At 70.6% G+C, this 26241-nt stretch carries 26 protein-coding genes; 15 read left to right on the top strand and 11 right to left on the bottom strand.

All coding sequences use genetic code 11. From position 1 onward, the window contains the following. Positions 1-9 precede the first annotated feature (9 nt). Positions 10-873, bottom strand: a complete 864-nt coding sequence (locus tag G7070_RS10750; protein WP_166233736.1) for a D-hexose-6-phosphate mutarotase — start codon at positions 871-873, stop codon at positions 10-12. A gap of 132 nt (positions 874-1005) precedes the next feature. Further along, entirely contained in the window at positions 1006-2304 is a 1299-nt protein-coding gene (locus tag G7070_RS10755) for a DUF1015 domain-containing protein (protein WP_166233737.1), read from the bottom strand. Positions 2305-2436: 132 nt separating this feature from the next. On the opposite strand from G7070_RS10755, the gene rfbB reads away from it, so the two are divergent. The 3 genes from rfbB (at position 2437) to rfbA (ending at position 5784) form a co-directional block, all read left to right on the top strand. Beyond that, a complete protein-coding gene (gene rfbB / locus G7070_RS10760; protein ID WP_166233738.1) occupies positions 2437-3435 on the top strand; it encodes a dTDP-glucose 4,6-dehydratase in 999 nt (332 codons plus the stop codon). A gap of 25 nt (positions 3436-3460) precedes the next feature. Beyond that, the gene (locus G7070_RS10765) at positions 3461-4843 is read left to right on the top strand and encodes a sugar nucleotide-binding protein (protein ID WP_166233739.1); all 1383 of its coding nucleotides are present in this window, start codon (positions 3461-3463) and stop codon (positions 4841-4843) included. A gap of 68 nt (positions 4844-4911) precedes the next feature. Next, positions 4912-5784, top strand: coding sequence for a glucose-1-phosphate thymidylyltransferase RfbA (gene rfbA, locus G7070_RS10770; protein ID WP_166233740.1), 873 nt, complete (start codon positions 4912-4914; stop codon positions 5782-5784). Between the two features lie 3 nt (positions 5785-5787). Here the strand turns inward: rfbA and msrA are convergent, their stop codons facing one another. Then, the gene (gene msrA, locus G7070_RS10775; protein ID WP_166233741.1) at positions 5788-6420 is read right to left on the bottom strand and encodes a peptide-methionine (S)-S-oxide reductase MsrA; all 633 of its coding nucleotides are present in this window, start codon (positions 6418-6420) and stop codon (positions 5788-5790) included. Positions 6421-6623: 203 nt separating this feature from the next. On the opposite strand from msrA, the gene G7070_RS10780 reads away from it, so the two are divergent. From G7070_RS10780 to G7070_RS10800, 5 genes are all read left to right on the top strand, one after another. Further along, on the top strand, positions 6624-7286 hold the full coding sequence (locus tag G7070_RS10780; RefSeq protein WP_166233742.1) for a nucleotidyl transferase family protein: 663 nt from the start codon (positions 6624-6626) through the stop codon (positions 7284-7286). 239 nt (positions 7287-7525) lie between these two features. Then, positions 7526-8218 carry an N-acetylmannosamine-6-phosphate 2-epimerase gene (locus tag G7070_RS10785; protein ID WP_166233743.1) on the top strand — a complete coding sequence of 231 codons (693 nt, stop codon included), beginning with the start codon at positions 7526-7528 and terminating at the stop codon, positions 8216-8218. A gap of 131 nt (positions 8219-8349) precedes the next feature. After that, positions 8350-9894, top strand: a complete 1545-nt coding sequence (locus tag G7070_RS10790; RefSeq protein WP_166233744.1) for a PTS transporter subunit EIIC — start codon at positions 8350-8352, stop codon at positions 9892-9894. A gap of 18 nt (positions 9895-9912) precedes the next feature. Beyond that, positions 9913-10398 (top strand): PTS sugar transporter subunit IIA, encoded by a 486-nt coding sequence (locus tag G7070_RS10795; RefSeq protein ID WP_246227027.1) that lies wholly within the window; start codon positions 9913-9915, stop codon positions 10396-10398. A gap of 9 nt (positions 10399-10407) precedes the next feature. Continuing rightward, a complete protein-coding gene (locus G7070_RS10800; protein ID WP_246227029.1) occupies positions 10408-11277 on the top strand; it encodes a PRD domain-containing protein in 870 nt (289 codons plus the stop codon). Positions 11278-11301: 24 nt separating this feature from the next. Here the strand turns inward: G7070_RS10800 and G7070_RS10805 are convergent, their stop codons facing one another. Continuing rightward, positions 11302-11868, bottom strand: a complete 567-nt coding sequence (locus tag G7070_RS10805) for a YbaK/EbsC family protein (protein WP_166233745.1) — start codon at positions 11866-11868, stop codon at positions 11302-11304. A 98-nt stretch (positions 11869-11966) separates the two neighbouring features. Between G7070_RS10805 and G7070_RS10810 the strand changes: the two genes are divergently transcribed. After that, positions 11967-12551: a GNAT family N-acetyltransferase gene (locus tag G7070_RS10810; RefSeq protein WP_166233746.1), complete on the top strand. Its 585-nt coding sequence runs from the start codon at positions 11967-11969 to the stop codon at positions 12549-12551. Between the two features lie 12 nt (positions 12552-12563). On the opposite strand, the gene G7070_RS10815 is transcribed toward G7070_RS10810, so the two are convergent. From G7070_RS10815 to G7070_RS10835, 5 genes are all read right to left on the bottom strand, one after another. Beyond that, on the bottom strand, positions 12564-13115 hold the full coding sequence (locus G7070_RS10815) for an HdeD family acid-resistance protein (protein WP_166233747.1): 552 nt from the start codon (positions 13113-13115) through the stop codon (positions 12564-12566). 216 nt (positions 13116-13331) lie between these two features. After that, the gene (locus G7070_RS10820; protein WP_166233748.1) at positions 13332-14399 is read right to left on the bottom strand and encodes a mannonate dehydratase; all 1068 of its coding nucleotides are present in this window, start codon (positions 14397-14399) and stop codon (positions 13332-13334) included. Positions 14400-14412: 13 nt separating this feature from the next. After that, positions 14413-15705 (bottom strand): TRAP transporter large permease, encoded by a 1293-nt coding sequence (locus G7070_RS10825; protein WP_166233749.1) that lies wholly within the window; start codon positions 15703-15705, stop codon positions 14413-14415. A gap of 11 nt (positions 15706-15716) precedes the next feature. Continuing rightward, positions 15717-16244: a TRAP transporter small permease gene (locus G7070_RS10830; protein ID WP_166233750.1), complete on the bottom strand. Its 528-nt coding sequence runs from the start codon at positions 16242-16244 to the stop codon at positions 15717-15719. A gap of 54 nt (positions 16245-16298) precedes the next feature. Beyond that, the gene (locus tag G7070_RS10835) at positions 16299-17264 is read right to left on the bottom strand and encodes a TRAP transporter substrate-binding protein (RefSeq protein ID WP_206079734.1); all 966 of its coding nucleotides are present in this window, start codon (positions 17262-17264) and stop codon (positions 16299-16301) included. Between the two features lie 299 nt (positions 17265-17563). Between G7070_RS10835 and G7070_RS10840 the strand changes: the two genes are divergently transcribed. From G7070_RS10840 to G7070_RS10860, 5 genes are all read left to right on the top strand, one after another. Next, the gene (locus G7070_RS10840; RefSeq protein ID WP_166233751.1) at positions 17564-18289 is read left to right on the top strand and encodes a GntR family transcriptional regulator; all 726 of its coding nucleotides are present in this window, start codon (positions 17564-17566) and stop codon (positions 18287-18289) included. A gap of 129 nt (positions 18290-18418) precedes the next feature. Continuing rightward, positions 18419-20290, top strand: coding sequence for a molecular chaperone DnaK (dnaK, locus tag G7070_RS10845; RefSeq protein WP_166233752.1), 1872 nt, complete (start codon positions 18419-18421; stop codon positions 20288-20290). An 85-nt stretch (positions 20291-20375) separates the two neighbouring features. Then, positions 20376-20927 carry a nucleotide exchange factor GrpE gene (grpE, locus tag G7070_RS10850; protein WP_431977892.1) on the top strand — a complete coding sequence of 184 codons (552 nt, stop codon included), beginning with the start codon at positions 20376-20378 and terminating at the stop codon, positions 20925-20927. 33 nt (positions 20928-20960) lie between these two features. After that, positions 20961-22136 (top strand): molecular chaperone DnaJ, encoded by a 1176-nt coding sequence (gene dnaJ, locus G7070_RS10855; RefSeq protein ID WP_166233754.1) that lies wholly within the window; start codon positions 20961-20963, stop codon positions 22134-22136. Positions 22137-22143: 7 nt separating this feature from the next. Next, positions 22144-22563 (top strand): heat shock protein transcriptional repressor HspR, encoded by a 420-nt coding sequence (locus tag G7070_RS10860; RefSeq protein WP_166233755.1) that lies wholly within the window; start codon positions 22144-22146, stop codon positions 22561-22563. A 7-nt stretch (positions 22564-22570) separates the two neighbouring features. Here G7070_RS10860 and G7070_RS10865 read toward each other — a convergent pair whose 3' ends face one another. Next, positions 22571-23314 carry an AAA family ATPase gene (locus tag G7070_RS10865; RefSeq protein ID WP_166233756.1) on the bottom strand — a complete coding sequence of 248 codons (744 nt, stop codon included), beginning with the start codon at positions 23312-23314 and terminating at the stop codon, positions 22571-22573. Positions 23315-23432: 118 nt separating this feature from the next. Here G7070_RS10865 and G7070_RS10870 point away from each other — a divergent pair, with 118 nt between their 5' ends. Continuing rightward, a complete protein-coding gene (locus G7070_RS10870; RefSeq protein ID WP_166233757.1) occupies positions 23433-24332 on the top strand; it encodes a hypothetical protein in 900 nt (299 codons plus the stop codon). Positions 24333-24345: 13 nt separating this feature from the next. On the opposite strand, the gene G7070_RS10875 is transcribed toward G7070_RS10870, so the two are convergent. Then, positions 24346-26190 carry an ABC transporter ATP-binding protein gene (locus tag G7070_RS10875; protein ID WP_166233758.1) on the bottom strand — a complete coding sequence of 615 codons (1845 nt, stop codon included), beginning with the start codon at positions 26188-26190 and terminating at the stop codon, positions 24346-24348. Positions 26191-26241: the final 51 nt, after the last annotated feature.

Below are 26241 nucleotides of genomic sequence, written 5' to 3' on the forward strand. Positions count from 1 at the left end.
GCCGACCTGTCAGGCCAGGGTGATGCGCTGCTTGAGGTGGTGGGACTCGCCCGGACGCAGGGTCACCGGGTGGCCCAGGGCGTTGGCGGCCTCGATGCAGATCATCTGCTGCCACTCGTCGTCGCCGAAGTCGGGCATGGCGGCGGCCTTGTCGATCCAGGGGTTCCAGATGACCGTGTTCGCCGAGCCGGACTTGGTGATGACCAGGTCGCGCCCCAGCGCCGGGTCGTGGATCGTGACCTCGCCCGTGCTCTCGTACACCCGGTCGGTCTCGCCCGCGACGGTCAGGTCGCCGGACTGGACCTGGCCCTCCTCGCCGGTGACCTTGTCGAAGTAGGTGGCGCCGTCCAGGCCGCTGATCGAGATCTTCGTGACGTCCCCGACGCGCAGGTACGTGTGCAGGGCCTCGTCGAAGGTGATGTCCTCGTCGCCGACGTTGTCGATCTGCAGTTCGAGGCCCAGGTACTCCGGGGTGAACTTCGCCCGGAACCAGGCCTCGTAGCGCTGCGGCCAGTTCGGCTGGTCGCCGCTCATCGACTCGTCGAGCGTGTACTCGACGATGAGGCGGCCGTCGCGGTCGAGGGTGTCCTTGACGTTGGACATGTGCCAGGTCTGGAGTCGGCCGAAGCCGTGGAGGGGCTGCAGGTCGCCGGAGCGTCCGGGGCCGAACCAGGGGAAGCAGATCGGGACGCCGCCGCGGATGGGCTGGCTGTCGGCGAACCACGACTTCTCGCTCATCCAGATGACCGGCTCGGCACCGTCGGGTCGCCAGGACCAGACCTGGGCGCCCTGGTCGAAGATGCCGTAATGCCCGGACTGCCCCTGCGCGGCCTCGACGCCGCGAAGTGGATTGTCGGTGATCTCATGCGCCATCGGTAAGACCTCCTGCTGTCGTTATGACTTTCCCTGGAGCCTAGTCCGGGCGACCATCGCTGGGCGACCGGTTCGCCAAACTGTCGGCGCCGGATTGCGGGGCCGCATTCGGGCGGACGCCACCGTCCGGGTTCAGCCGCGAATCCGCCGGCATTCCAGGTAGAACCGCTTGTCACGGGCGTGTCCCATCGAGAATGTCTTGCGCGGGAAGGGCCCGTCCACGGCCACCGAGGCGAAGAAGTCCTCCTTGGCGATCGCCGGCAGCAGCACGCCGAGGGCGTCCGGACGCCGCCCCAGGTCGTCGACGACCTCGCCGTCGTGCACGTAGTCGGCCTCCGCGCCCGGATGCTCGGGCAGCCACCGGTCCAGGAAGGCCTGGACCGTGCCCACCGCCAGCTGGTGCGTGGGCGCCGTCGCCTCGACGACGCGGACGCCGTCGGCGTCCACGAGCGCGAACGCCTGCCCGGACGCCGCGGCGACCGCAACCTCCGCCGCCGCGGTGTCGGTGACGGGCCGGACGGAGCCGCCGACCGCGGCGACCAGCGCCTCGGCCAGCCCGGGCGCCCCGGTCACGAGCCGGTGGATGGGCTCGAAGTGCAGCGACGGGTCGTGCAGGTTCACCAGCTCCACCAGCGCGTGCCGCCCGGGATGGTCCGGGCCCGCGCCCGCGGCCTTGAGCGCGGACCAGATCGTGGCGGCGGCCGCGAGCGAGTGGTTGCCGTCGCCGACCGCCAGCAGCAGCGGCGCGTCGGCGTCCAGGCCGTAGCGGGACGCGTACGCCTCCGGGGTGACGAGATCGGCCAGCGCCGCGAGGACGGCGTCCTGGACGCCGGCGTCGGCGATCAGCGCCCCGGCGATGTGACCCGAGCCGCCCATCAGGTCGGCGTCGTAGGCCGGCACCAGCCCGTCGCGGGCCGCGTCCACCGCGGCCAGGACCGTGCCGTCGGGGTCGTCGTACAGCACCAGCACGTGGGGGAGTTCGAGGTCGGCGTCCCGGCGGACCGCGATGCGCGGCGGCAGCCGGTCGATCACCGTCCCCTCGGTCGACCGGATCGGGCTGGTCGCCTGCGGGCTGAAGTCGTAGGCGTCCAGGTCGATCTCGACCAGCAGGCCCCGCTGGACGCCGCGGCTCACCTCGCGCTCCACCAGCACCAGCGCCTCGTGCTCGACGAACAGGCCGTCGGCCTCGTAGCGCCGCATCGCCTCCTGGCAGGCGGCGATCCGCGCCTCCACGTCGGCGGCGTGCAGGTGGAGCTCGGGCAGGATCATCCGCAGCGTGGAGGGCGCGTCCCCGACGGCCGCCTCCGCGGCGTCCCAGTAGTCGGGCTGCGCGGTGAACTGGTCGCAGGCGATCACCGCCCAGCGCGCCACATCGACGTCCGGACGCGGCAGCAGGACGAGCGGCACCCGGACGGCCGCCGGCGCGTTCATGCGGCCCCCTCGAAGCTGGATTCCATGCGCTCGATGTAACCACGGCGGGGCGGGCGCACCAAGGCCGGTCCATGCCGCGTCGTCGGGCGGCTCGGGGGCACCGGCCGCGGCGTCTTCGATACGCTGAACGCCATGGCGAACTATCTGGTCACCGGCGGCGCGGGCTTCATCGGCACCAACTTCGTGCGGCACCTCCTCGAGCACACCGATGACCACGTGACGATCGTCGACAAGATGACCTACGCCGCGCGGCCGGAGTCCGTCGACGGGCTGGATCCACAGCGGGTGACGTTCGTCCAGGGCGACGTCTGCGACGCCGCGCTCATGGACCGGCTCGTCGCCGCCGCCGACGTCGTGGTCCACTTCGCCGCCGAGTCGCACAACGACAACTCCCTCAGCGACCCCTCGCCGTTCGTGCAGACCAACGTGGTCGGCACCTACACCCTGCTCGAGGCGGTGCGCCGGCACGACGTGCGCTACCACCACATCTCCACCGACGAGGTCTACGGCGACCTGGAGCTCGACGACCCGGAGAAGTTCACCGCGACCACGCCGTACAACCCCTCCTCGCCGTACTCGGCGACCAAGGCCGGCTCGGACCTGCTCGTCCGCGCCTGGGTGCGGAGCTTCGGGGTGCGGGCCACGCTGAGCAACTGCTCCAACAACTACGGCCCCTTCCAGCACATCGAGAAGTTCATCCCGCGCCAGATCACCAACGTGATCGACGGCGTCCGGCCCAAGCTGTACGGCGCCGGGCTCAACGTCCGCGACTGGATCCACGTCGACGACCACAACGCCGCCGTTCTGCGGATCATCGAGGACGGGCGGATGGGGGAGACCTACCTCATCGGCGCGGACGGCGAGAAGGACAACAAGACCGTCGTCGAGACGATCCTGCGCCTGATGGGCGAGCCGGTCGACGCCTACGACCACGTCAACGACCGCGCCGGGCACGACCTGCGCTACGCCATCGACGCCACGGCGCTGCGCGACGAGCTCGGCTGGCGCCCGCGCTTCACCTCGTTCGAGGACGGGCTGGCCGACACGATCGCCTGGTACCGCGACAACGAGGCGTGGTGGCGGCCGATCAAGGCGGCCACCGAGGCCAAGTACGCCGCCACCGGCCAGTGACCGCCAGCGACGATCAGGAGCGCCCATGAGCGAGTTGAGCATCGAGACCACGCCCGTCCCCGGGCTGCTGGTTCTGACCCTGCCCCTCCACCAGGACGCCCGCGGCTGGTTCAAGGAGAACTGGCAGCGCGCCAAGATGGTGGCGCTGGGGCTGCCGGACTTCGGGCCGGTGCAGAACAACATGTCCTACAACGAGGAGGTCGGCGTCACGCGCGGCCTGCACGCCGAGCCGTGGGACAAGCTCATCGGTCTCGCGCAGGGCCGGATCTTCGGCGCGTGGGTGGACCTCCGCCCGGGCGACTCCTTCGGGGCCTCCTTCTCGCTGGAGATGGGGCCCGACAAGGCCGTGTTCGTGCCCCGCGGCGTCGCCAACGGCTACCAGGCCCTCGCGCCGCACACGACCTACTCCTACCTGGTCAACGACCACTGGAGCCCCGAGGCGCGGGCGTCCTACACCTACCTCAACCTGGCCGACGAGACGGCGTCGGTGCCGTGGCCGATCCCGGTGGAGCAGGCGATCATCTCCGACGCCGACCTGGCGCACCCCCGGCTGGCCGAGGTCGTCCCCATGCGCCCGCCCGCCACGGTCATCCTCGGCGCGTCCGGCCAGTTGGGTCGCGCCCTCCAGGCGATGCTCCCGGACGCGCGCGCGGTCGACCAGGCCGAGCTCGACCTCACCGACGCGGCCGCCGTCGCCGACTTCGGATGGCAGGGCGTCGGCACCGTGATCAACGCCGCGGCGTGGACCGCCGTCGACGCCGCCGAGACCCCCGAGGGACGCCGTGCCGCCTGGCGGGTCAACGTGGACGCCGTCCGGCACCTCGTCGACGCCGCCGGTGAACACGGGTTCACCCTCGTCCACGTGTCCAGCGACTACGTGTTCGACGGGGAGGCGACCACCCACGCCGAGGACGAGCCGTTCAGTCCGCTGGGGGTCTACGGCGCCACCAAGGCGGCCGGCGACGCGCTCGTGGCCACGCTGCCCCGGCACTACATCGTCCGGACGAGCTGGGTGATCGGCGACGGCGGGAACTTCGTGCGGACGATGGCCCGGCTCGCCGCCGACGGGGTCGCCCCGTCGGTCGTCGACGACCAGATCGGCCGCCTGACGTTCACCGACGATCTCGCGGCCGGCATCGTCCACCTGATCGACTCCGGCGCGGGCTTCGGGACGTACAACCTCACCAACGAGGGCCCGCCGGCCTCGTGGTTCGAGGTCGCCCGGCGCGTCTTCGAGCTCACCGGCCACGACCCGGCCTCGGTGTCGCCGCAGAGCACCGCCGAGTTCGCCGCGGGGCGCGTCGTCTCGCCGCGGCCCCGCCACAGCACGCTGGAGCTGGCGAAGATCCGGGCGACGGGCTTCCGCCCGCGCGACGCGGACGCCGCCCTGGTGGACTACCTGCGCTGATCGGCGTCCGAAACGCCGGTGCGGGGAGGGACTTGGCCGACTCGGCGGGGGCACGCGAAGATGGCCGCATGCGCGGAATCATTCTGGCCGGCGGCTCGGGTACCCGGCTGCACCCGATCACCCAGGCGACCTCGAAGCAGCTCGTGCCGGTGTACGACAAGCCGATGGTGTACTACCCGCTGACCACGCTGATGTTCGCGGGGATCCGCGACGTGCTGGTGATCACCACCCCGCACGAGAGCGAGGCGTTCCAGCGCCTGCTCCAGGACGGCTCGCAGTTCGGCATCGACATCAGCTACGCCACCCAGCCCGAGCCCAAGGGGCTGGCGCAGGCGTTCACCATCGGCCGGGACTTCGCGCGCGGCGAGAAGTGCGCGCTCGTCCTGGGCGACAACATCTTCTACGGGCCGGGGCTGGGGCGTCAGCTCCACAAGTACAACGACCTCAGCGGGGCGGCCGTCTTCGCCTACTGGGTGAACGACCCGACCGCCTACGGCGTCGTCGAGTTCGACGACGAGCGCCGCGCCATCTCGATCGAGGAGAAGCCGGCCCATCCCAAGTCCAACTACGCCGTCCCCGGCCTGTACTTCTACGACGAGCAGGTCACCGACATCGCGGCGGACCTGCAGCCCTCGGCGCGCGGGGAGTACGAGATCACCGACGTCAACCGCGTCTACCTGGAGCAGGGGGCGCTGCAGGTCGAGGTGCTGACCCGGGGCACGGCGTGGCTCGACACGGGCACCTTCGACTCGCTCAACGACGCGAGCAACTTCGTCCGGACCATCCAGGCGCGCCAGGGCCTCCAGGTGGGGTGCCCGGAGGAGGTCGCGTGGCGCCAGGGCTTCCTGTCCGACGACGGTCTGCGCGAGCGCGCCGAGAAGCTCACCAAGTCGGGCTACGGCGACTACCTGCTCAACCTGCTGGCGCGCGCGGCCCAGTAGCCGTCAGCCGCAGGCCACCCCGGTGGCGTGGATCGGGCAGTAGCCCGCGGGGTTCTTGAACAGGTACTGCTGGTGGTACGGCTCGGCGTAGTAGAACGCGGGGGCGTCCACCACCTCGGTGGTGATCGGGCCGTAGCCGGCCTCGGCGAGCTTCGGCTGGTAGGACGCGATGGTCGCCAGCGCCGTCGCGCGCTGCTCCCCGTCGACGGGGAAGATCGCCGAGCGGTACTGGCTGCCCACGTCGTTGCCCTGCCGGTCGCCCTGGGTGGGGTCGTGGTTCTCGAGGAAGATCCGCACCAGGTCGGCGTAGGACACCACCGCCGGGTCGAAGACGACCTTGACGGTCTCGGCGTGGCCCGTCAGCCCCGAGCAGGCCTCCTCGTAGGTGGCGTTCGGGGTGAAGCCGCCCTGGTAGCCGACGGCGGTGTTCACGACGCCGGGGGTCGACCAGAACAGCTTCTCGGCGCCCCAGAAGCAGCCCAGGGCGAAGTAGGCGACCTCGGCGCCGGCGGGGACGTCGGTGACGTCGATCCCGAAGATGTCGTGGCGGACGCCCGCGGGCAGGATGCCGGTGGAGCGGCCGGGGAGCGCGGTGGCCGCGTCGGTGGGACGTGGAGGAGTGCGGAAGCCGAACATGTTCCCACGGTACCCAGCCGATGCCCTGACCCCCAGCACGGGGAAGGCTCAGGGTCTGGGGGTGGTGCTCCGGGGTTGTGGGGTTCTGCCGCGCCGAGCAGACTGAAGACACAGCCCGGGAGGTGCCGGCACAGGGCCGGCTCCGTCGAACAGACGACTGCCGAGACCACAGGTCGCTCCCGGTGACGCAGGACAGGAGTGACATGACTGATCAGCCCAACGAGCAGGATCGCCACCACGAGGCGCAGGACGCCGCGGCCCACACGCCCGACGCGGCCGCCGAGGAGACGAGCGCCCGTCACGACGAGGTGCACGCCTCGGCCAAGGACCACGACCCGACGCTGACCCAGGGCGAGAAGTTCACCCCGGAGAAGCTCGGCGACGCGGCCATCAAGTTCGCCACCGAGACGGTCTACGCCGCCGCGGGCCTGGCCAACGTGCTCGCGGAGAAGGCCAAGGAGCTCTACGACGCGCAGCGCAAGCAGATCGCCGACAACACCCCCGAAGGTGTCGACCCGAACTTCCGCAAGTTCGTCGACTCCATGCCCGACCAGTTCAAGACGTTCATGGACGACGCCAACAAGGCGTTCCACGACCTGTCCGAGCGCGGCCGCACCACGATGGCCGACTTCCAGGACCAGGTGCAGCACGCGTGGAAGCAGTGGGAGGAGCAGCGCGAGCAGGACGAGAAGACCGGCGCGTTCGACCTGAAGGACGCCGCGGAGGCGACCCAGGACGCCGAGGCCGCCGTCGCGCCCGAGTCCCCGGCATCGCCGATCGTGCCCGACACGCACGCCGCGGGCGACTCCGACCTCCACGTCGGTGAGTACCCGGGCGAGTCCAAGGGCGACGTCCGCAACGACTGACACGTCCGACCGAGCACACGGCCCCGCATGCCCCGGCATGCGGGGCCGTGGCGCGTCCGGCGCCGCTTCGGGGCGTGTCTCCCGTTGTGGTTGCGCGATCGCCCGCCAGTGGTGCTACAGTCGCCACGGCGCATCGCGCCAAGGTCATCGGGATTGTGACCCACGGCAAAACCCGAGACGTGTGCCCGCACCACCGACGGTCCGGGCGTTCCACGCACGTTTCTGCCGAGGAAGTGACGATGACACGATCATCTCTTTCGGAGCGTCTCGCGGGCGGCCTCGTGGTCTCCTGCCAGGCACTGCCCGGTGAACCGCTCCACACCGAGACCGGCGGCGTCATGCCGCTGATGGCGATCGCCGCGCAGCGCGCCGGCGCCGTCGCGATCCGCTCCAACTCCGCCCGCGACGTCGCCCAGATCAAGGACGCCGTCGACCTGCCCGTCATCGGGCTCATCAAGCGCGAGTACCCGCCGTTCGAGCCGTTCATCACGGTGACGATGGAGGAGGTGGACGCGCTGGTCGAGGCCGGCGCGGACGCCATCGCCCTGGACTGCACGCTGCGCGAGCGTCCGGACGGCCTCACTCCGGCCGCGTTCGTCGCCCGGATCCGGGAGCGCCACCCCGGCGTCCCGCTCATGGCCGACATCGCCACCTACGAGGAGGGGATCGCGGCCGCCGAGGCGGGCGTCGACCTCATCGGCACCACGCTGAGCGGCTACACGCCGCAGTCGGCCGGCGCACCGATACCCGATCTCCCGCTGGTGGAGCGGCTGGCCCGCGACACCGAGGTGCCGATCGTGGCCGAGGGGCGCATCCGGCGACCCGAGCAGGCGCGGGCGGCCCTGGACGCCGGCGCGCACTGCGTGGTCGTCGGCGGCGCGATCACGCGTCCGCTGGAGATCGCGACCGAGTTCGTGGACGCCCTGCGCTGACCCGTCGACGCCGACGGGCACCACCGCCCGAGGCGTCCGCTCCGGCCTGTCGGCCGGCGCACCCCCTCGCCCGCAAGGGCACACGATCCGCCGCCCGGCGACGCGCGGCGCGAAGAGAAAGACGACAACCCGTGTTCAAGACACTCCAGAAGGTCGGCAAGGCGTTCATGCTGCCGATCGCCATCCTCCCGGCGGCGGGCCTGCTGCTGGGCATCGGTGGCGCCCTGTCCAACCCCAACACCGTCGCGGCGTTCCCGGCGCTCGGCGTCCCCGCGCTCCAGGTGGTCTTCCAGATCATGGCGGCCGCGGGCAGCGTCGTGTTCGCCAACCTGCCGCTGCTGCTGTCGATCGGCCTGTGCATCGGGCTGGCCAAGCGCGACAAGGGCACCGCCGCGCTGGCCGGCATCACCGGCTACCTCGTCATGGTCGGCACCATGGAGGCCCTGGTCACCCTCAACAACCCCGAGGGCTCGATCGACACCGGCGTGGTGGGCTCGCTCGTCATCGGCGCCGTCGCCGTGTGGCTGCACAACCGCTACTACAACATCCAGCTGCCGGCCATCCTGGGCTTCTTCGGCGGATCGCGCTTCGTCCCGATCGTCACGGCTTTCGCGGCGATCTTCGTGGGCGTCGCGTTCTACTTCATCTGGCCGCCGATCCAGCAGGGCATGGTCGCCGCCGGCACCGCGATCGCGAGCTGGGGCCCGATCGGCACGTTCTTCTACGGCTTCCTGATGCGCCTGTCGGGCGCGGTCGGCCTGCACCACGTCATCTACCCGATGTTCTGGTACACCCCGCTCGGCGGCACCGAGATCGTCAACGGCGTCAGCATCTCCGGCGCCCAGAAGATCTTCTTCGCCCAGCTGGCCGACCCCAACCACGTCGGGCTGTTCACCGAGGGCACGCGGTACTTCGCCGGCCGCTTCGCCACCATGATGTTCGGCCTGCCGGGCGCCTGCCTGGCGATGTGGCAGTGCGTGCCGAAGGATCGCCGCGCCCGGTACACCGGCCTGTTCCTGTCCGTGGCGCTCACCTCGTTCGTCACGGGCATCACCGAGCCGATCGAGTTCATGTTCCTGTTCGTGGCGCCGTGGCTCTACGTGATCCACGCCTTCCTCGACGGTGTCTCGTTCTTCATCGCCGACGTGCTCAACATCAACATCGGCAACACGTTCTCCGGCGGCGTCATCGACTTCCTGTTGTTCGGCGTCCTGCAGGGCGAGGACCGGACGCACTGGCTGTACCTCATCCCCATCGGGCTGCTGTGGTTCGGCCTGTACTACGTGACGTTCCGCTTCCTGATCACCCGCTTCAAGGTCGCCACCCCCGGCCACCTCGACGACACGCTGGCGGCGGCGGCCACCGACGCGGGCCAGGCCGTGAAGGGCTCGGACGCCGACGCGGCCCCCGCCGAGGGCGAGGGCACGGCGCTGGAGCAGGAGGCCGACCAGGTGCTCACCGCCCTGGGCGGACCCGACAACCTCGAGGACCTCGACGCCTGCATCACCCGACTGCGGGTCTCGGTCAAGGACCCCGCGCAGGTCGACAAGGCGGCGCTGCGCCGCATCGGGGCGGCCGACGTGTTCGAGGTGCGGGGCGGCGTCCAGGCGGTGTTCGGCGGGAAGGCCATCCTGTACAAGAACATCATCAACGAGAAGCTCGGCATCGAGGACTGAGGGAGAAGGAGTCGCATCATGTGGAACCCGTTCGCCAAGGCATCCGCCAAGGACATGGAGTCGGTCCACCGCCCCGTCGAGGGTCGGCTGCTGCCGTTGGAGGAGGTGCCCGATCCCGTGTTCGCCAAGCGCACCATGGGCCACGGCTTCGCCGTCGAGCCGACCGGAGGCACCTTCCGCGCCCCCGTCGCCGGTGAGCTGATCCTGCTGGCCAAGACGCTGCACGCGTACGCGATCCGCACCGACGCCGGCGCCGAGGTGTTGGTGCACGTGGGCATCGACACGGTCACCCTGAGGGGCAAGGGCTTCGCGGCCCTCGCCGCGACGGGGGACCGCGTCGAGGTCGGCGACCCGATCCTGACCTGCGACCTCGACGCGGTGGGGCAGCAGGTGCCCTCGCTCATCACGCCCGTGGTCCTCACCAACGGGAAGGCGTTCACCCTGTCCGAGCCCGACCTGACGGCGGGTCCGGACGCACCGGTCGCCACGCTGGCGAAGGTCTGACCGGCGGCGATGATGCGCGGGGGGCGCGCGACGGTCACGATCCGCCGCATCTACAACAACAACGTGGTGTTGGGGGCCGACCCCGACGGCACGGAGGTGGTGCTGCTCGGTAAGGGGCTGGGCTTCCAGCGGAAGCCCGGCGACCGCGTGGACCCCGCCGGCGCGCAGCGGTTCGTGGCGCAGGGGCCCTACAAGGCCGCGGCGGTCGCGACCCTGCTCAGCGACGCCACCCTGGAGGAGGCGGCGACGGCCCGGGACATCGTGGCGCTCGCCCACGAGCGGCTCCGGGTGCCGGTGAGCCAGGGCTTCCTGCTGCCGGTGCTGGACCACCTGTCCTTCGCCGTGCGGCGCGCCCGGGAGGGGGTGAAGGTCGACATCCCACTGCGCTGGGAGGTCGCCCAGCTCTACCCGCGCGAGGCCGAGGTCGGACGCGAGGCGGTGGCCCTGGCCGGCGACCGCCTCCGCGTCCGGCTGCAGGAGGACGAGTGGGTCGCGTTCGCGCTGCACTTCATCAACCAGCAGTGGGTCGGCGGCGACCTGAGCAAGACGGTGGCGATGACGGACGCCATCACCGGAACGTTCGCCCTGCTGGAGGAACTGTGGGGGCGTCCGCTGGACCAGACGTCGGTGAGCTCGGCCCGGTTCGTGACGCACCTGCGCTACCTGTTCGTGCGGGCGATCGAGGGGCGGCAGCTGGTCGGCTCGGGCATCGACGTGATGGGCGCGGTCCAGAGCGTCTACCCCGAGGCCGCGGAGGCGGCCCGCCGGGTTGCCCAGCTCATCGACGCCTCGGTCAAGGGCAGCCTCACGACCGAGGAGGTCGCCTACCTCGCGCTCCACACGGGACGGCTGTACGCCGAGGTGCACTACCCGGGCTGACCGAGATCGCCGACGCCGGGCGGATCAAAGGGCGGTGGACGGCAGCGCGCGAGCGAGGCCGTCCACGCGTTCGGCTCCGGGCAGCCCCAGCAGGGTGGCCGCGGGCACGAACAGCTTCGAGCCGCGGATCCCCGACCCGACGCACAGCCAGTCCTGGTCCGCGACCGCGCCGTCGACCCAGATCGGCCAGTCGGCGGGTGCGCCCACGGGGGTGATGCCGCCGAACTCCATGCCGGACAGCGCCACCGCCTGCTCGCGCGGCGCGAAGGACGCCTTGCGCGCGTCCAGCCGCTTGCGGACGACGGTGTTCACGTCGACGCGGTGGGTGGCCAGCGTCATGCACACGGCGAACCGCTCGACCTCGCCGCGCACCCCGCGCACGACGACCGCGTTCGCCGACGCCTCCAGCGGGACGCCGTAGCGCGCGCAGAAGTTCTCCGTGTCGGCCAGGTGGGGGTCGATCGGGGTGACGTACGCGTCCAGCCCGGTCGCGGCCAGCGCGGCGCGCACGGGCTCGGCGAGCAGATCGGGGCGATCCAGGGCGGGGGCGGCCTCGAGGCTGCCCAGGACGTCGGCGGGTGGAAGGCTCACCCGCCCGATCCTGCCACGCGGGGCACGCGCCGCCCGGGTCGGCGTCCGAGGCGAGAAACACCGGCCTGGCCTCGGGCCGCGTCCCTAGGCTGGCCGGCATGGGATTCCTCGACCCGGTGACCCTGCTCGGACGCGAGGTGCGGCTGGAGCCCCTCACCTCCGATCACGCGGGCGGGCTGGCGGACGCGGCCCGCCTCGATCAGGTGTGGGGGCTGTGGTACACCTCGGCGCCGGAGGCGGACCGGATGCGCGCCGACATCGACGCCAAGCTGGCGCGGGCCGCGACGGGCGAGATGCTGCCGTTCGCGGTGCTGCGTCCCGACGGCGTCCCCGTCGGCGTCACGACCTACCTGCACCCGCTCCCCGCCGTGCCCGCGGTGGAGATCGGCATGACCTGGCTGGCGGCGTCGGCGCGGCGCACCGCCATCAACACCGAGGCCAAGAAGCTGCTGCTGGGCAACGCCTTCGAGGCGTGGGGATGCCGCCGGGTGGCGTTCCGCACGACCTGGCTCAACCTGCGCTCGCGGGAGGCCATCGAGCGGATCGGGGCGACGTTCGAGGGCCGGATCCGCAACGACCGGGTCATGCGCGACGGCACCGTCACCGACAGCGCGCAGTACTCGATCACCGATGCCGAGTGGCCGGCGGTCAGGCAGCATCTGCGGCACCTGCTCAGCCGCTGACGGCGCGTCCACTCAGGCGCCGGAGCGCTTGACCAGGCCGCGGATCCGCAGGGCCGCCACGATCGCGGCGATGCCGTACACGAGGGCGAACGCGCCGAACATGATGGCCGCGGTCGCCAGCGTCGCGCCCGGGGCGAACATCGTCAGGACGCCGCACAGGATCCCCAACACGCCCACGACGATCAGCATCCACTCGCCGGTGACGGCCTTGCGGATTCTGATGGCGGTGGCGATCTGGGCGATGCCGGAGGCGAAGAACCAGACGGCCAGGATGACGGCGATCGCCGATAGCGCGGCGTTCATGTTCGCCAGCGCGATGCCGCCCGCGACGACGCTGACGATGCCGAAGACCGCCAACAGGGCGCGGGTGCCCCCGCCGGCCAGCGGGATGGTGAACGCGTTGATCAGGAGGCCGACGCCGTCGGCGATCAGCCAGATCCCGATGAGGATGGCCAGGGTGGCCAGAGCGATGCCGGGCTGGACGATGGTGATGAGCCCGGCCAGCACCGCGACGATGCCGCGGGCCAGGATCCAGGGCCAGGTACGTGCTGCGAAGTGGAGCATGAGGGTGGCTCTCTGCGTGGGGATGGGTGCTTCTCACGCTACGCCGACCAGCGTGGGGGAGGAAGCCGCTCCGGGGTCCTTGTGGCGAAGGGCGCCGGCCGAAGTCGGGCCGACCCTGCCAGAGGGGGAACTGGGCGGAGCCGGCGGAGGGAGTGGGCCCGCAATGACGGACCCACTCCTGCGCGGCCCCGATGAGGGGGTCGACGCGCGCCACGCTCAGTGGGTGCGTCCGAGCGCCTCCCACAACCCCAGAAGGTAGGTGATGCCCAGGGCCCGGTCGTGGAGGCCGTAGCCCGGGCGTCCGCGTTCGCCCCAGATGTCACGGCCGTGGTCGGGCCGGACGTACCCGTCGAAGCCCGTCTCGTGAAGTGCCTCCACGATGGCGAACATGTCCAACGATCCTTCCGACGACGGGTGGGCCGTCTCCCGGAACGTCCCCGGCCCGGTGTGCAGGATGTTGCGCAGGTGCACGAACGGCACCCTCCCGAGGGCGCTGAACTCCCGCATCAGGGACGGGACGTCCGTGTCCGGGTCGCTCCCCAGCGAGCCCGTGCAGACGGTGAACCCGTGGTACGGGGAGTCCGTGAAGGCGGCGATGGCCCGCATGTCCTCCGCGCCTTTGACGATCCGGGGCAGCCCGAAGACGGATCGGGGAGGATCGTCGGGATGGACGGCCATCCGGACGTCGTGAGCGCGACAGGCGTCCAGGATCGCGTCGATGAAGTAGGCGAAGTTCGCCCGCAGCCCATCCTCGTCCACGTCGCTGTAGGCCTCGAACAGCGCCTCGATCCCCGCGAGCCTGTCCTCCTCCCAACCCGGCAGCCGGAAGCCGTCGGCGCCGCCCTGCACGCGGAGCATGACGTCGCGGAACGAGCCGGACACGATCTGTTGGTCGTAGGCCATCGAGAAGGAACCGTCGGGTGCTTCCGACCGCAGGTCGGTGCGGATCCAGTCGAACACCGGCATGAAGTTGTAGCAGATCACCTTCACGCCGTGCCGGGAGAGGTTACGGATCGTCGCGATGTAGTTCTCGATGTGGCGGTCGCGCTCCGGCAGCCCGATCTTGATGGCGTCGGAGACGTTGACGCTCTCGACGACCTCCAGGAGCAACCCGGCCGCCTCGATCGCCTCACGCAGGGCGGCGATCCTGGCGAGCGGCCACTCCGCGCCCGCGGGCAGGTCGTGGAGGGCTCCGACGACGTGTCGCACGCCGGGGATCTGGCGCACGTGCGCGAGGGGGATCGGATCGTCCTCCTCGCCGAACCAACGGAATCCCATCTTCATGGCGTGCTCCCGGTCACGTGTCGAGCCAGCCCAGCGGCACCATGACGAGCGCCGGGAACAGCGCCAACAGGAACACCAGCACCGTCTGGGCTATGAAGTAGGGGATGACGGGTCTGATGATCTCGTCCATCTTCACCTTCCCCGTGGCGCAGGCCACGTTGAGTACCGGCCCCACCGGGGGCGAGGTCAGCCCCAGCACGTTGGCGAGCGTGAACACCACGCCGAAGTAGATCGGACTGATGCCCGCGGCGTTGAGCAGCGGCAGCACGATCGGAGTGAGGATCAGGATGGTGGGGACGACGTCCATCGCCGTTCCCACGAGCAGGACCACGATGACGAGGACCACCATGAGCAGCGTCGGGTTCTCCACCAGGGGATCCAGCAGGCCCGTGATGAGCCGGGGGAGGCCGCCGATCGTCATGTAGTAGGCGGCCACCTGCGCCGCAGCGGCCAGGAACATCACGACGGCCGACATCTTGGCCGCCGACCGGAGACCCTGGAAGATCACCGGCAGATCGAGTTCGCGGTAGACCACCGTCCCGACGATCAGGGCGTAGACCACGGCGACGACGCCGGCCTCGGTGGCGGTGAAGATCCCGCCCCGCAGCCCCAGCAGGATGATGACGGGGAGCAACAGCGCCCAGATCCCGTCCAGGACGGTCTTACCGGCTTCCTTCAGGGTCGGCGTCGGCTCGTTCGACCGGACGCCGTCCTTGCGGGAGACGAAGAACCAGATCAGGCACATGATGAGCGTCAGGTAGATCGCCGGTGCGATGCCGCCGAGGAACAGCGACTTGATCGAGACCCCGGCGGTCACGCCGTACACGATGAACGGCACCGAGGGCGGCATGATGGGGGAGACCAGGTTGGCGCTGGCGACGAGGCCGGCGGACTTGGCCCGGTCGTAGCCGGATCGGACCATCATCGGGATGAGGATCGCGCCGAGTGCCGCCGTGCTGGCGACGGCCGAGCCCACCAGGCTGGCGAACAGCAGGCAGGCCAGGATCGTCACGTAGCCCAGGCCGCCGCGGACGCGACCCACGAAGATGTTGGCGAAGGCGATGATCCGGTGGGTGAGCCCGCCGCGGTTCATGAGTTCGCCGGCGAGGACGAAGAACGGCAGGGCCATCATCGCGACCGAGTCCGTGCCGCGCATGAGTTGGGCGGCGAGGATCTGCGGGTCGGCGGCGGCGCCCCCCATGTGGACGCCGACCGCCGCGCCGGCCAGGAGCAGTGAGAAGGCGATCGGGACGCCGAGCAGGATGGCGACGATCAGGTAGGTCAGGAAGAGCAGCAGCAGAAGCACGGTCGTTCCCCTCAGTCGATCTCGGCGAGCGGGTCGGCGCCGTCGTCGCGGATGGTGGTGAGGTCGTCGACCGAGCGACGGGCGACGAACACCTGGTAGAGGTTGCCCACGGCGACGAGGATGATCGCCACCCCGGTCACGACGCCGACGCCGTAGACCAGGGCACGGGGGAACTGGGTCGCCACCCAACGGTCGTTCAGGTTCTGCACGGCCAACTGCCAACTCCCGACGGCGAGCAGGCCCATCATCCAGATGATGACGAGCTGGATGCCGGCGTAGAGCACGCGACGGGGGCGCTCGGGCAGCCGTGTGAGCACGGTGTCCACGCCGAGATGCCGGTTGTCGCGGAACGCGCCGATCGTGCCGAAGTAGACGAGGTAGATGAACGCGAGCCGCGCCACCTCCTCCGACCAGACCAGCCCGGTGGAGAAGACGTACCGCAGCACGACGTTGAGGAAGAACAGGGCGATCATGAGTGCCAGGAAGACCGCCATCATGATGTCGACTCCGCGGAAGAGCCGATCGAGGAATGTGGACATGGGCCGCACCTTCGGTCAGGGGGCGGGTCGCGACGGACCCGCCCCGGGGTTCCGTCAGCTCACCGCTCGGATCTTGTCGGTCAGTTCGCGTGCCCAGGCGTTGTCCGCGTAGAGCTTGTCGGTCACCGGCTTGATCTTCTCGATCATCCGGTCACGGTCGGCGGGGGTCAGTTCGGTCACTGTGAGGCCCTTGTCCTTCAGCGACTGGCGGTCGGTGTCCACGCTCGCGATGTACTGGTCCCACGCCTGCGTCGACGCCTTCGCGGCCGCGTCCCGCACCACCTTCTGCTGCGCCTCGCTCAGCCGGTCCATGGCCGCGTCGCTGGCGACGATCTCCAGCGTCGCGATGATGTGGTTGGTCTCGTAGATGTAGTCCTGCACCTCGTTGAGGCCCTCGCTGATGACCGTGACCATGCCGTTGTCCTGGCCGTCCACGACGCCGGTCTCCAACGCCGAGAACAGTTCGCCGAGCGGGATCACTTGGGCGCTACCACCGAGGTTCTCCGCCAGCCCGATGTGGATCGGGTTGTTCGGCATGCGGAACTTCTGGCCGGCGAAGTCCTCGATCGTCGTGAGCTTCTTGCTGCTGGTGAACGTGCGGGCGCTGTTCGGGCCCCAGCCGAGCACCTGGACGGTCGGGAACTTCTCCTCGAACTTCTGGTTCACCTCGGCGGCGATGTCCCCGGTCCAGACCTTCTTGGCGTGCTCGAGGTCGCGGTACAGGAACGGCCAGTCCGAGATCAGCATCGTGGGGAACTCCTGGTTCATCGGGGTCCCGACCACCGCCACCTCGATCGTGCCGTTGCGGACGCCGTCCCACAGATCGGCCTCGTTGCCGAGGGTGCCCGAGTGGTAGACCTCGACCTGGATCGCCCCGTCGGAGCCCTGCTCGACCTCGGGCTTGAACACCTCGTCGAGGACCTTGGCCATCGGGTGCGTCGCGCCCCAGTTGTCGCCCACCTTCAGGGTGATCGGCTGGTCCTTGGACGCGCCCCGGGGGCCGCCGCGCCCAGGTTGCACCCGGCCAGTGCCAGCGCCAACGCTCCGGCCAATGCGACCGTCGTTACCTTCTTCATCTCACCTGACTCCTTCGATCGGCGGGCTCCGGTGCCCGTCCTGCTCCGTCATCCTGGGAGGCGTCCGGGCGGCTGCTCCGATCGGATCGCCCCCGGGTCGTGTGCGGGGGTGTGCGCGACGTCGCCGTCGCGGCCCGGCGTCGAAAAGCGGGGTTTTCAAGGCAGGACGCTTGTATACAAACGAAGTATGGAAGAAGCGGTCAAGGTCGATTTTTGCCACCCTCGTTGCCCTAGGGTGGGCGCATGGCGAAGAGGGGGGTGGTGGCCGCGGTGCCGTGCAACGCGCGCGACCGGGCGTACGAGGACCTGCGTCGCCGCATCGTCATGGTGGAGCTGCCTCCCGGCGCCGCCCTGTCCGAGAACGAGATGGCCGTCGCGCTGGGGGTCTCCCGCACGCCGGTGCGGGAGGCGCTCCTGCTCCTGGCCAACGAGGGCCTCGTGCGCGTCTTCCCCAAGGTGGGCACGTTCGTGTCGCGGGTGGACGCCGAACAGGTCTCGGAGGCGCAGTTCATGCGGGAGGCCGTCGAGCTCGCGGCACTGGAGTCGATCCGCTTCCCGGTGTCCGCCGACGCGCTGCGGGCGCTCGAGGCGAACGTGGCCGAGCAGGATCGCGTGGGGGACGACCCCGCGCGGTTCTTCGAACTCGACGAGGCGTTCCACCGTGGCCTCATGGAACTCGGCGGTCATGGCCTGTCGTGGTCCTTCGTCGCGGCCGCGAAGGCGCACCTCGATCGGGCGCGGATGCTGGGCGTGACCCTGCTGCCGATCCTCGAGCCGCTGCGCCGCGAGCACCGCGCGATCTACGAGGCGGTGCGCGACGGTGACGGCCCGCGGGCGGCCGCCGCGCTCCGGGCTCACCTGCGCACCGTCTTCGACGACATCCAAACCATCCGTGCGCAACGGCCGGAACTGTTCCTCGCCGACCCGGACTCGCTCCCGACCCGTCGCTCGGTGGCCGTCTGGGAGTGACCTTCGGTTGCCGGGCACCCCGGGAATACCCGGGGCGTCCCCGGGGTTGAGTCTGGTGAACTCAACTTCTCGGATTGAGTCTGTTACGCTCAATCTCGAGTCACCCACAAACCTGGAGGTAAATCAACCATGGCACGTGCAGTCGGTATCGACCTCGGCACCACCAACTCCGTCGTCGCCGCCATGGAGGGCGGTGAGCCGACGGTCATCCCGAACGCGGAGGGCGCCCGCACGACGCCCTCCATCGTCGCCTTCTCCAAGAACGGCGAGGTCCTGGTCGGCGAGGTCGCCAAGCGCCAGGCCGTCACCAACGTCGATCGCACGATCCGCTCCGTCAAGCGCCACATGGGCACCGACTGGAGCATCGACGTCGACGGCAAGAAGTACACCGCGCAGGAGATCAGCGCCCGCGTCCTGCAGAAGCTGAAGCGCGACGCCGAGGCGTACCTGGGTGAGACGGTCACCAACGCCGTCATCACCGTCCCCGCCTACTTCGGCGACGCCGAGCGCCAGGCCACCAAGGAGGCCGGCGAGATCGCGGGCCTCACGGTCGACCGCATCATCAACGAGCCCACCGCCGCCGCGCTGGCCTACGGCCTCGACAAGGGCGACAAGGAGCAGACGGTCCTGGTCTTCGACCTGGGCGGCGGCACCTTCGACGTCTCGCTGCTCGACATCGCCGACGGCGTCTTCGAGGTGAAGGCCACCAAGGGCGACAACAAGCTGGGCGGCGACGACTGGGATCAGCGCATCGTCGACTGGCTGGTCAAGAAGTTCAAGGACGCCCACGGCGTCGACCTCAGCAAGGACAAGATGGCCCGCCAGCGCCTCCTCGAGGCGTCCGAGCGCGCCAAGATCGAGCTGAGCGCCGCGCAGGAGACCGAGATCAACCTGCCCTACATCACGGCGAGCTCCGAGGGCCCGCTGCACCTGGACGAGAAGCTCAGCCGCGCCGAGTTCCAGCGCATGACCCAGGACCTCCTGGAGCGCTGCCGCGCCCCGTTCAACGCGGTCATCAAGGACGCCAACACCTCCGTCGACAAGATCGATCAGGTCATCCTGGTCGGCGGCTCGACCCGCATGCCGGCCGTGGCCGACCTGGTCAAGGAACTGAGCGCCAAGGACCCGAACAAGGGCGTGAACCCGGACGAGGTCGTCGCGCTGGGCGCGGCCCTGCAGGCCGGCGTCCTGAAGGGCGAGGTCAAGGACGTGCTGCTCCTCGACGTCACCCCCCTGAGCCTCGGCATCGAGACCAAGGGCGGCGTGATGACGAAGATCATCGAGCGCAACACCACCATCCCGACCAAGCGCTCCGAGGTGTTCACCACCGCGGAGGACAACCAGCCGTCGGTGATGATCCAGGTGTACCAGGGCGAGCGTGACTTCGCCCGCGACAACAAGTCGCTGGGCAACTTCGAGCTCACCGGCCTGATGCCGGCTCCGCGCGGCCTGCCGCAGATCGAGGTCACCTTCGACATCGACGCCAACGGCATCGTGCACGTCTCCGCCAAGGACATGGCCACCGGCAAGGAGCAGTCCATGACGGTGACCGGCGGGTCGGCCCTGAGCAAGGACGACATCGACCGCATGGTCAAGGACGCCGACGCGCACGCCGAGGACGACCGCCTGCGCCGCGAGTCCGTCGAGCTGCGCAACGAGGCCGACGCCCTGGCGTTCCGCACCGAGAAGCTCCTCAAGGACAACGAGGAGACCATCGGCGAGGACGTGAAGGCCCCCGTCCAGGAGGCGCTCACGAAGCTGCAGGACGCGCTGAAGGGGACGGACAACGACGAGGACGTGAAGTCGGCGATGAACGACCTCAACGAGAAGTCCTCGGCGATGGGGCAGGCGATGTACGCCGCGGCCCAGGCCCAGCAGCAGCAGGCCCAGGGTGGCGACGCCGGCCAGCAGGCCGACGGCGGCTCCGACACCGGTTCCGACGACGCGGGAGACGACGACGTCGTCGACGCCGAGATCGTGGACGAGGACGACAACAAGTAATGCCGAGGCGCCGGCTGGGTAGGCTCCGGGTGACCGGGCGGCCTGCCCAGCCGGTGCCGCGCATGTGCGAGGAAGTGGAGCGAACGTGAACGACCAACACCCTGACGACCTGCCCCAGGACGAGGGCACCGAGCACCGGGACGAGTTCCAGGTGCCCGACGACGCGTCGTCGATCACCGAACCCGCCGCGGACGCCGCGTCCGAGGAGGCCGACCAGCTCAGGCAGCAGCTCGCCGAGCGCACGCTGGACCTGCAGCGTCTTCAGGCGGAGTACGTGAACTACAAGCGGCGCGTGGACCGCGACCGGCACCTGGCCCGCCAGGCGGGGGTCGACCAGGTCGTCAACGACCTGCTGCCCGTGCTGGACGCCATCGACGCGGCCCGCCACCACGAGGAGCTCGAAGGCGGCTTCAAGCTCGTCGTCGACGCCCTGGAGAAGGTCGCCGGCAAGTACGGCCTGGTCGCCTACGGCGAGGTCGGCGACGAGTTCGATCCCACCATCCACGAGGCCCTCATGCAGGTCCCGTTGGAGGGCGACCACCAGCATCAGGTCGTGTCGTCGGTGATGCAGAAGGGGATCAAGCTCGGTGATCGTGTCCTGCGCCCGGCGCGCGTCGGCGTCGCCGACCCCAACTGACGACCGCGCGGCCCGGACGCGAGAGGAGGCGCCGTGAGTACCAAGGACTACATGGAGAAGGACTACTACAAGACGCTGGGCGTCTCCAAGGACGCCAAGCCCGAGGAGATCAAGAAGGCGTTCCGCAAGCTGGCCCGGGAGAACCACCCCGACCAGCACCCCGGTGACGCGGCCGCCGAGAAGCGCTTCAAGGAGGTCTCGGAGGCCAACTCGGTGCTCTCGGACCCCAAGAAGCGCAAGGAGTACGACCAGCAGCGTTCGATGTTCGGCGGGGGCGGCTTCCGCTTCCCCGGCGGCGGCGGCCAGGGCGCGCCCGGCGGCTTCGGCGGCGCGGGCGGACCGTCCATGGACGACCTGTTCCGCAACGCGACAAGCGGCGACCAGAACATCTCCGACCTGTTCGGTGGCCTGTTCGGGCAGTCCACGTCGTCGCGGCGCACCACGCGCAACGCGTCCCGGCGCGGCAGCGACATCGAGGGCGAGGTCACGATCGACTTCGACCAGGCGGTCAACGGCACCACGGTGACGATGCAGACGATCTCGGACACCCCCTGCGCGGCCTGCCGGGGCACGGGGGCGGCGCCGGGCACGTCGCCCGAGATCTGCCCGACGTGCCAGGGCTCCGGAACCAAGACGACCCAGACGTCCGGCGGCTTCAGCGTCGGCGAACCGTGCCCGACCTGCCACGGACGCGGCCTGTACGTCGAGGATCCCTGCCCGGTCTGCCACGGCTCCGGCCGCGGGCAGTCGACCAAGACGATGCAGGTGCGGATCCCGGCGGGCGTCGAGGACGGCCAGCGGATCCGGCTCAAGGGCAAGGGCGGTGCCGGCGAGAACGGCGGACCGTCCGGCGACCTGTACGTGCTGGTCAACGTCACCCCGCACCGCATCTTCGGCCGCAAGGGCGACAACCTGACCCTGACCGCGCCGGTCACCTACGCCGAGGCCGCCCTGGGTGGCGACGTCGAGGTGCCGACGCTCAACGGCCAGCGGGTCAAGCTCCGGATCCCGCCGGGCACGCCCAACGGCCGGACCTTCCGGGTCCGCGGACGCGGGGTGGCGAAGAAGAACGGCGAGAAGGGCGACCTGCTCGTCACGACCGAGGTCCAGGTGCCCAGCACCATGAGCGACAAGGCGACCGAGGCGCTCAAGGCGCACGCGGACGCCCTCGGCGCGAGCGACCCGCGCGCGGACCTGTTCAAGAAGTGACCTCCCGATGAGCGAACGCCTGCCCGCCAACCTCGACGTCGACGCACCGCTGTTCACGGTGTCGGTGGCGGCGAGGTTGGCGGACATGCACCCGCAGACACTGCGCGGCTACGACCGGCTCGGCCTGGTCGTCCCGGTCCGCAACCGGGGCCGGGGCCGCCGCTACTCGCTGCGCGACGTGGCCCGGCTGCGGCACATCCAGCACCTGTCGCAGGAGGAGGGCATCAACCTCGAGGGGATCCGGCGCATCCTCGCGCTGGAGACCGAGCTGGACGAGGCCAACGCGCACATCGACCGGTTGATCTCCCTGCTGGAGGAACGCCAGCTGCCGCTGGCGCCGCGGACCTTCACCGTGGGGCAGGGGACCGTGCACCTGGGCCGCACGGTCCGCACCAAGCCCGCCCGCGCCCTCACCGCCGGCGACTGAGCGCGCCTCATTCCCGGAGGTGGCGCAGGAAGCGCTCCGGGTCGGCCAGGAAGTACCGCTCGTTGACGACCAGGTCGAGATCCTCCCAGGTCGTCGCCTCCATTCCGTGCTGCCCCAGCTGCCAGATGGCCGCCCCGGGCAGCGCCGCGAAGATGGGGGAGTGCGTGGCCATCAGCACCTGCACGTTGCGGTGCTTGAGCAACTCCACCAGCGTGGCGAGCGCGTGCAGCGACGACGTGAACGACAGGGCGGACTCGGGCTCGTCCAGCACGTAGAGCCCCGGCCGGACGACGCCGCGGCCCGTCCGCGTCCGGCTGTCGAGGATGGCGCGGAACGACTCGCCGTGCGACAGGCGGTGGAACGGGTCGCCGCCGGTCGCGTCCAGGTAGCTGAACAGCCCGTGCATCGTCTCGGCGCGCAGGAAGTACCCGCCGCGCGCGGCGCCGGCCCCGCGCACCAACTGCAGCGCCTCGGCCAGGGGCGACTCGGTCGCCGCCGTCGAGAACCGCGCCCCCGTCGACCCGCCCTCGGGGTTGAAGCCGTACGCCTCCGCGACGGCCTCCAGGATCGTGGACTTCCCCGAGCCGTTCTCGCCGACGAGGATCGTGGCCTGGGACAGCTCCAGCCCCGACTCCAGCAGCCGCCCGACGGCCGGGATGTTGTACGGCCACACGCGGGCGTCCCACTCCGCGCCGCGGCGGGCCTCGACCGCGCGGACGGGCCGATCGGTCTCCACCAGCTTGCGTCCCATGACCCCGAGGCTAGGGCGCCGCTCCGACACGAATCGCCGCCACGGCCTGCCGTACGCCCGGACGCTGTGGTTGAATCGGCTCAGAACGGACTCGGCGAACCGGCGGAAAGGGTGGCGCATGAGCGGAACCGCGGCGTCCACGAAGATTTGGCGACGCCTTGGCTCGCACGCCCGCGACGCCCTCCTGCGGGGTCTGACCGCGATCGAGCTGCGCACGATCCTGGCCGACGTGGCCCGGGCGCGCGCGGCCGCGCTGACGCCGGCCGACATCATCAAGCGCTGGCGCGAGGACCGCACGCTGGCACCGTCGACCGCCGACCCGCGCGCCGTGCTGGCGCTCACGCAGCGGCTGTGGGAGGCCGTCCCCTCCGACTTCGCCGGCGTCACGCTGTCCCCGCTCACCGCGCTGGGCACCGGCGCGCACCTGGGCGGACGCGGCCAGAACCGCGTCATCACCACCATGCGCGGCACCGAGCTGATCGCGGACCCGACGCACGCGCTCGCGCTCGAGGCGTCCCGGCAGCGGCGCAACGGCCACGCCCGCGTCCACCTGGCCACGCACGCGCGGGCCACGCACGCGCCCGACCCCGAGGACGACGCGGCCCACCACCTGATGTTCGCGCTGTGCTCCAGCGCGCCCGACGGCGGCGGGATGAGCACCGAGGCCGAACTGCTCGACCTGCACCTGGATTTCTGGCGCGAGGTGATGGGGGCGACGGTGCCGCACGGCCGCGTCCAGCTGGTGGTGTGGGACGCGACCCTGGCGCAGCTGTTGGAGGCGCGGGGGTCCCGCGACGACCTCATCGTGGTGAAGGGCCCCGACAAGACGCCGTGGCGCAACCCGTACGCGGCCGCCGCGTTCCGGCTCGTGGTCGACGGCAAGGAGCCGGTGGTGCTCGGGGACGGCGGGTTCGTGCCGTGGACCCAGGCGCTGACCCGCAACCGCAAGGACCGCTGCCTGGTCTCGGGCATCAGCGTCGACGCGCTGGTCGAGCAGCACTGGATCGCCGCCCAGTAGAACCTCCGGCCGTTCAGCCGGTGATGTCGTAGGTGGCCAGCTTCTTCCTGCTCCGCCGCGTCGAGGACGCCTGCAGCGCCAGCAGTTCGGCGTAGATGCCGCCCGAGGCCGCGAGCTCGTCGGGGGTCCCGATCTCGTCGATGCGGCCGTCCTTGAGCGTGATGATCCGGTCGACGGAGCTGATCGTGGAGAGCCGGTGCGCGATGATCAGGCTCGTCCGGTCGGCCATCAGGTCCTCCAGGCCCGCCTGCACCAGGCGCTCGGAGCGGGAGTCCAGCGCGCTGGTGGCCTCGTCCAGGACCAGCACCGGCGCGTCCTTCAGCATGGCGCGGGCGACCGCGATCCGCTGCTTCTGGCCGCCCGACAGCCGCACGCCCCGCTCCCCGATGAGGGTGTCGTACCCCTGGCCGAGCCGCGCCACGAACTCGTGGGCGTGCGCCCGGGACGCCGCCGCCTCCAGCTCGCCGGCGCTCGCGCCGGGGCGCCCGTAGGACAGGTTCTCCGCGACCGTGCCCGAGAACAGCGACGCGTCCTGGAACACGACGCCGATCTCGCGCCGCACGTCGGCCAGCGGCGCCTCGGCGGTGTCGACGCCCGCCAGGTCGATCTCCCCGGCGTCCGGGCGGTAGAGGCCCAGCAGCAGGTTGACCAGCGTCGTCTTGCCGCCGCCGGACTCGCTGACGAGGGCGACCTTCTCACCGCGCCCCACCTCGAAGCTGATGCCGTGGAGCACCTCCTCGTCGGCGTCGTAGCCGAAGCTGACGTCGCGGAACGCGATGGCCGGCGCGCCCGGCACGGCGGGCCACGCGGGGGAGGGCTCCGGCTCGGCGGGCGGCTCGTCGCCCCCGTCCAGGCGCGGGGAGGCCACCGCGGAGACGGCCGCGTGCGGCTCGGGCTCGGCGTCCATCACCTCGAAGTAGGACGCCGACCCGGCGATCGCGTGCTGGGAGGAGTCGACCAGGAAGCTCATCATCATGACGGGGGTGCGCGCCATCGCCACCAACTGCAGCAGCAGGACCATGTCGCCGATGCTGAAGGCGCCCTGGGCCGTCCGGGCGAACACGATGAGGTAGATGCCGAAGAAGATGACGTTGAGCGAGCCGCGGCGCAGGATGTCCATCGAGTGCCACCAGCGCGACTGCTCGGTCGTGGTGGCCACGACGCGGCGGTAGTGGCCGTCGAAGGCGTCCAGCTCGGAGCGCTCCCGCACGAAGCTCTTCACGACCTTGATCTGGCCGACCACCTCGGCGAACCGGCCGCCCGCGGCGTCCAGCTCGGTGTTCTTGACCGCCTCCAGGCGCTGCCACCGCTTCGAGGTCAGCGCCGTCAGCCAGGTGAACAGCGGGTAGATCAGCACCAGCAGCACCGCCAGCGGCCAGCTGTAGAACGCCGAGATCGCCACGACCGCGATCACGGTGATCAGCGTCGGGAAGAAGCTGTTGGCGAACATCTGGAGGAACTGCGTCACCTCGGAGATCGACCGCTGCAGCCGGTTGATGACCGCTCCGGTGAGCTGGTTGTCGAAGTAGCGCTGCGGCAGCGACAGCAGCTTGGCGAAGTAGCGCGAGCTCAGGATGGCGCGCAGCCGCATCGCCATGGTGTCGCCCAGGTAGCCGCCGAGGTTCGTCAGCACGGTGTTGAGCAGTTCGGCGACCAGCAGCGCCAGCGCGAGCCACAGCAGCGGCGCCAGGCCGCCCCCGCCGCCGCCGATCTGGGCCACGACCTCGTCGGTGGCCCGCGCGATGATGAACGGCGTCGCCAGCGACGTCAGCGCGACGCCGATGGAGGTGAGGATGATCCCCAGGTACCACGGCCACAACTCGCCGGCCGTGCGCAGTACGCGGACAAGCGCACCCACGTCGGTTCCTTCCTGACTGGACGGGCGCGCGGGGAGGGACGTTGGCCGTCC

Source organism: Propioniciclava coleopterorum (assembly GCF_011393335.1).
Taxonomy (GTDB): Bacteria; Actinomycetota; Actinomycetes; order Propionibacteriales; family Propionibacteriaceae; genus Propioniciclava; species Propioniciclava coleopterorum.

Bases quoted from the DNA above. Each gene is read 5' to 3' on its own strand.
- G7070_RS10800 (WP_246227029.1), top strand. From the start codon at position 10,408: ATGATGCGCGGGGGGCGCGCGACGGTCACGATCCGCCGCATCTACAAC.
- G7070_RS10810 (WP_166233746.1), top strand. From the start codon at position 11,967: ATGGGATTCCTCGACCCGGTGACCCTGCTCGGACGCGAGGTGCGGCTG.
- G7070_RS10780 (WP_166233742.1), top strand. From the start codon at position 6,624: ATGACTGATCAGCCCAACGAGCAGGATCGCCACCACGAGGCGCAGGAC.
- G7070_RS10870 (WP_166233757.1), top strand. From the start codon at position 23,433: ATGAGCGGAACCGCGGCGTCCACGAAGATTTGGCGACGCCTTGGCTCG.
- rfbB (WP_166233738.1), top strand. From the start codon at position 2,437: ATGGCGAACTATCTGGTCACCGGCGGCGCGGGCTTCATCGGCACCAAC.
- G7070_RS10865 (WP_166233756.1), bottom strand. From the start codon at position 23,314: ATGGGACGCAAGCTGGTGGAGACCGATCGGCCCGTCCGCGCGGTCGAG.
- G7070_RS10860 (WP_166233755.1), top strand. From the start codon at position 22,144: ATGAGCGAACGCCTGCCCGCCAACCTCGACGTCGACGCACCGCTGTTC.
- G7070_RS10765 (WP_166233739.1), top strand. From the start codon at position 3,461: ATGAGCGAGTTGAGCATCGAGACCACGCCCGTCCCCGGGCTGCTGGTT.
- rfbA (WP_166233740.1), top strand. From the start codon at position 4,912: ATGCGCGGAATCATTCTGGCCGGCGGCTCGGGTACCCGGCTGCACCCG.
- G7070_RS10830 (WP_166233750.1), bottom strand. From the start codon at position 16,244: ATGTCCACATTCCTCGATCGGCTCTTCCGCGGAGTCGACATCATGATG.
- G7070_RS10820 (WP_166233748.1), bottom strand. From the start codon at position 14,399: ATGAAGATGGGATTCCGTTGGTTCGGCGAGGAGGACGATCCGATCCCC.
- msrA (WP_166233741.1), bottom strand. From the start codon at position 6,420: ATGTTCGGCTTCCGCACTCCTCCACGTCCCACCGACGCGGCCACCGCG.
- G7070_RS10840 (WP_166233751.1), top strand. From the start codon at position 17,564: ATGGCGAAGAGGGGGGTGGTGGCCGCGGTGCCGTGCAACGCGCGCGAC.
- G7070_RS10785 (WP_166233743.1), top strand. From the start codon at position 7,526: ATGACACGATCATCTCTTTCGGAGCGTCTCGCGGGCGGCCTCGTGGTC.
- dnaK (WP_166233752.1), top strand. From the start codon at position 18,419: ATGGCACGTGCAGTCGGTATCGACCTCGGCACCACCAACTCCGTCGTC.
- G7070_RS10750 (WP_166233736.1), bottom strand. From the start codon at position 873: ATGGCGCATGAGATCACCGACAATCCACTTCGCGGCGTCGAGGCCGCG.
- G7070_RS10815 (WP_166233747.1), bottom strand. From the start codon at position 13,115: ATGCTCCACTTCGCAGCACGTACCTGGCCCTGGATCCTGGCCCGCGGC.
- G7070_RS10795 (WP_246227027.1), top strand. From the start codon at position 9,913: ATGTGGAACCCGTTCGCCAAGGCATCCGCCAAGGACATGGAGTCGGTC.
- G7070_RS10755 (WP_166233737.1), bottom strand. From the start codon at position 2,304: ATGAACGCGCCGGCGGCCGTCCGGGTGCCGCTCGTCCTGCTGCCGCGT.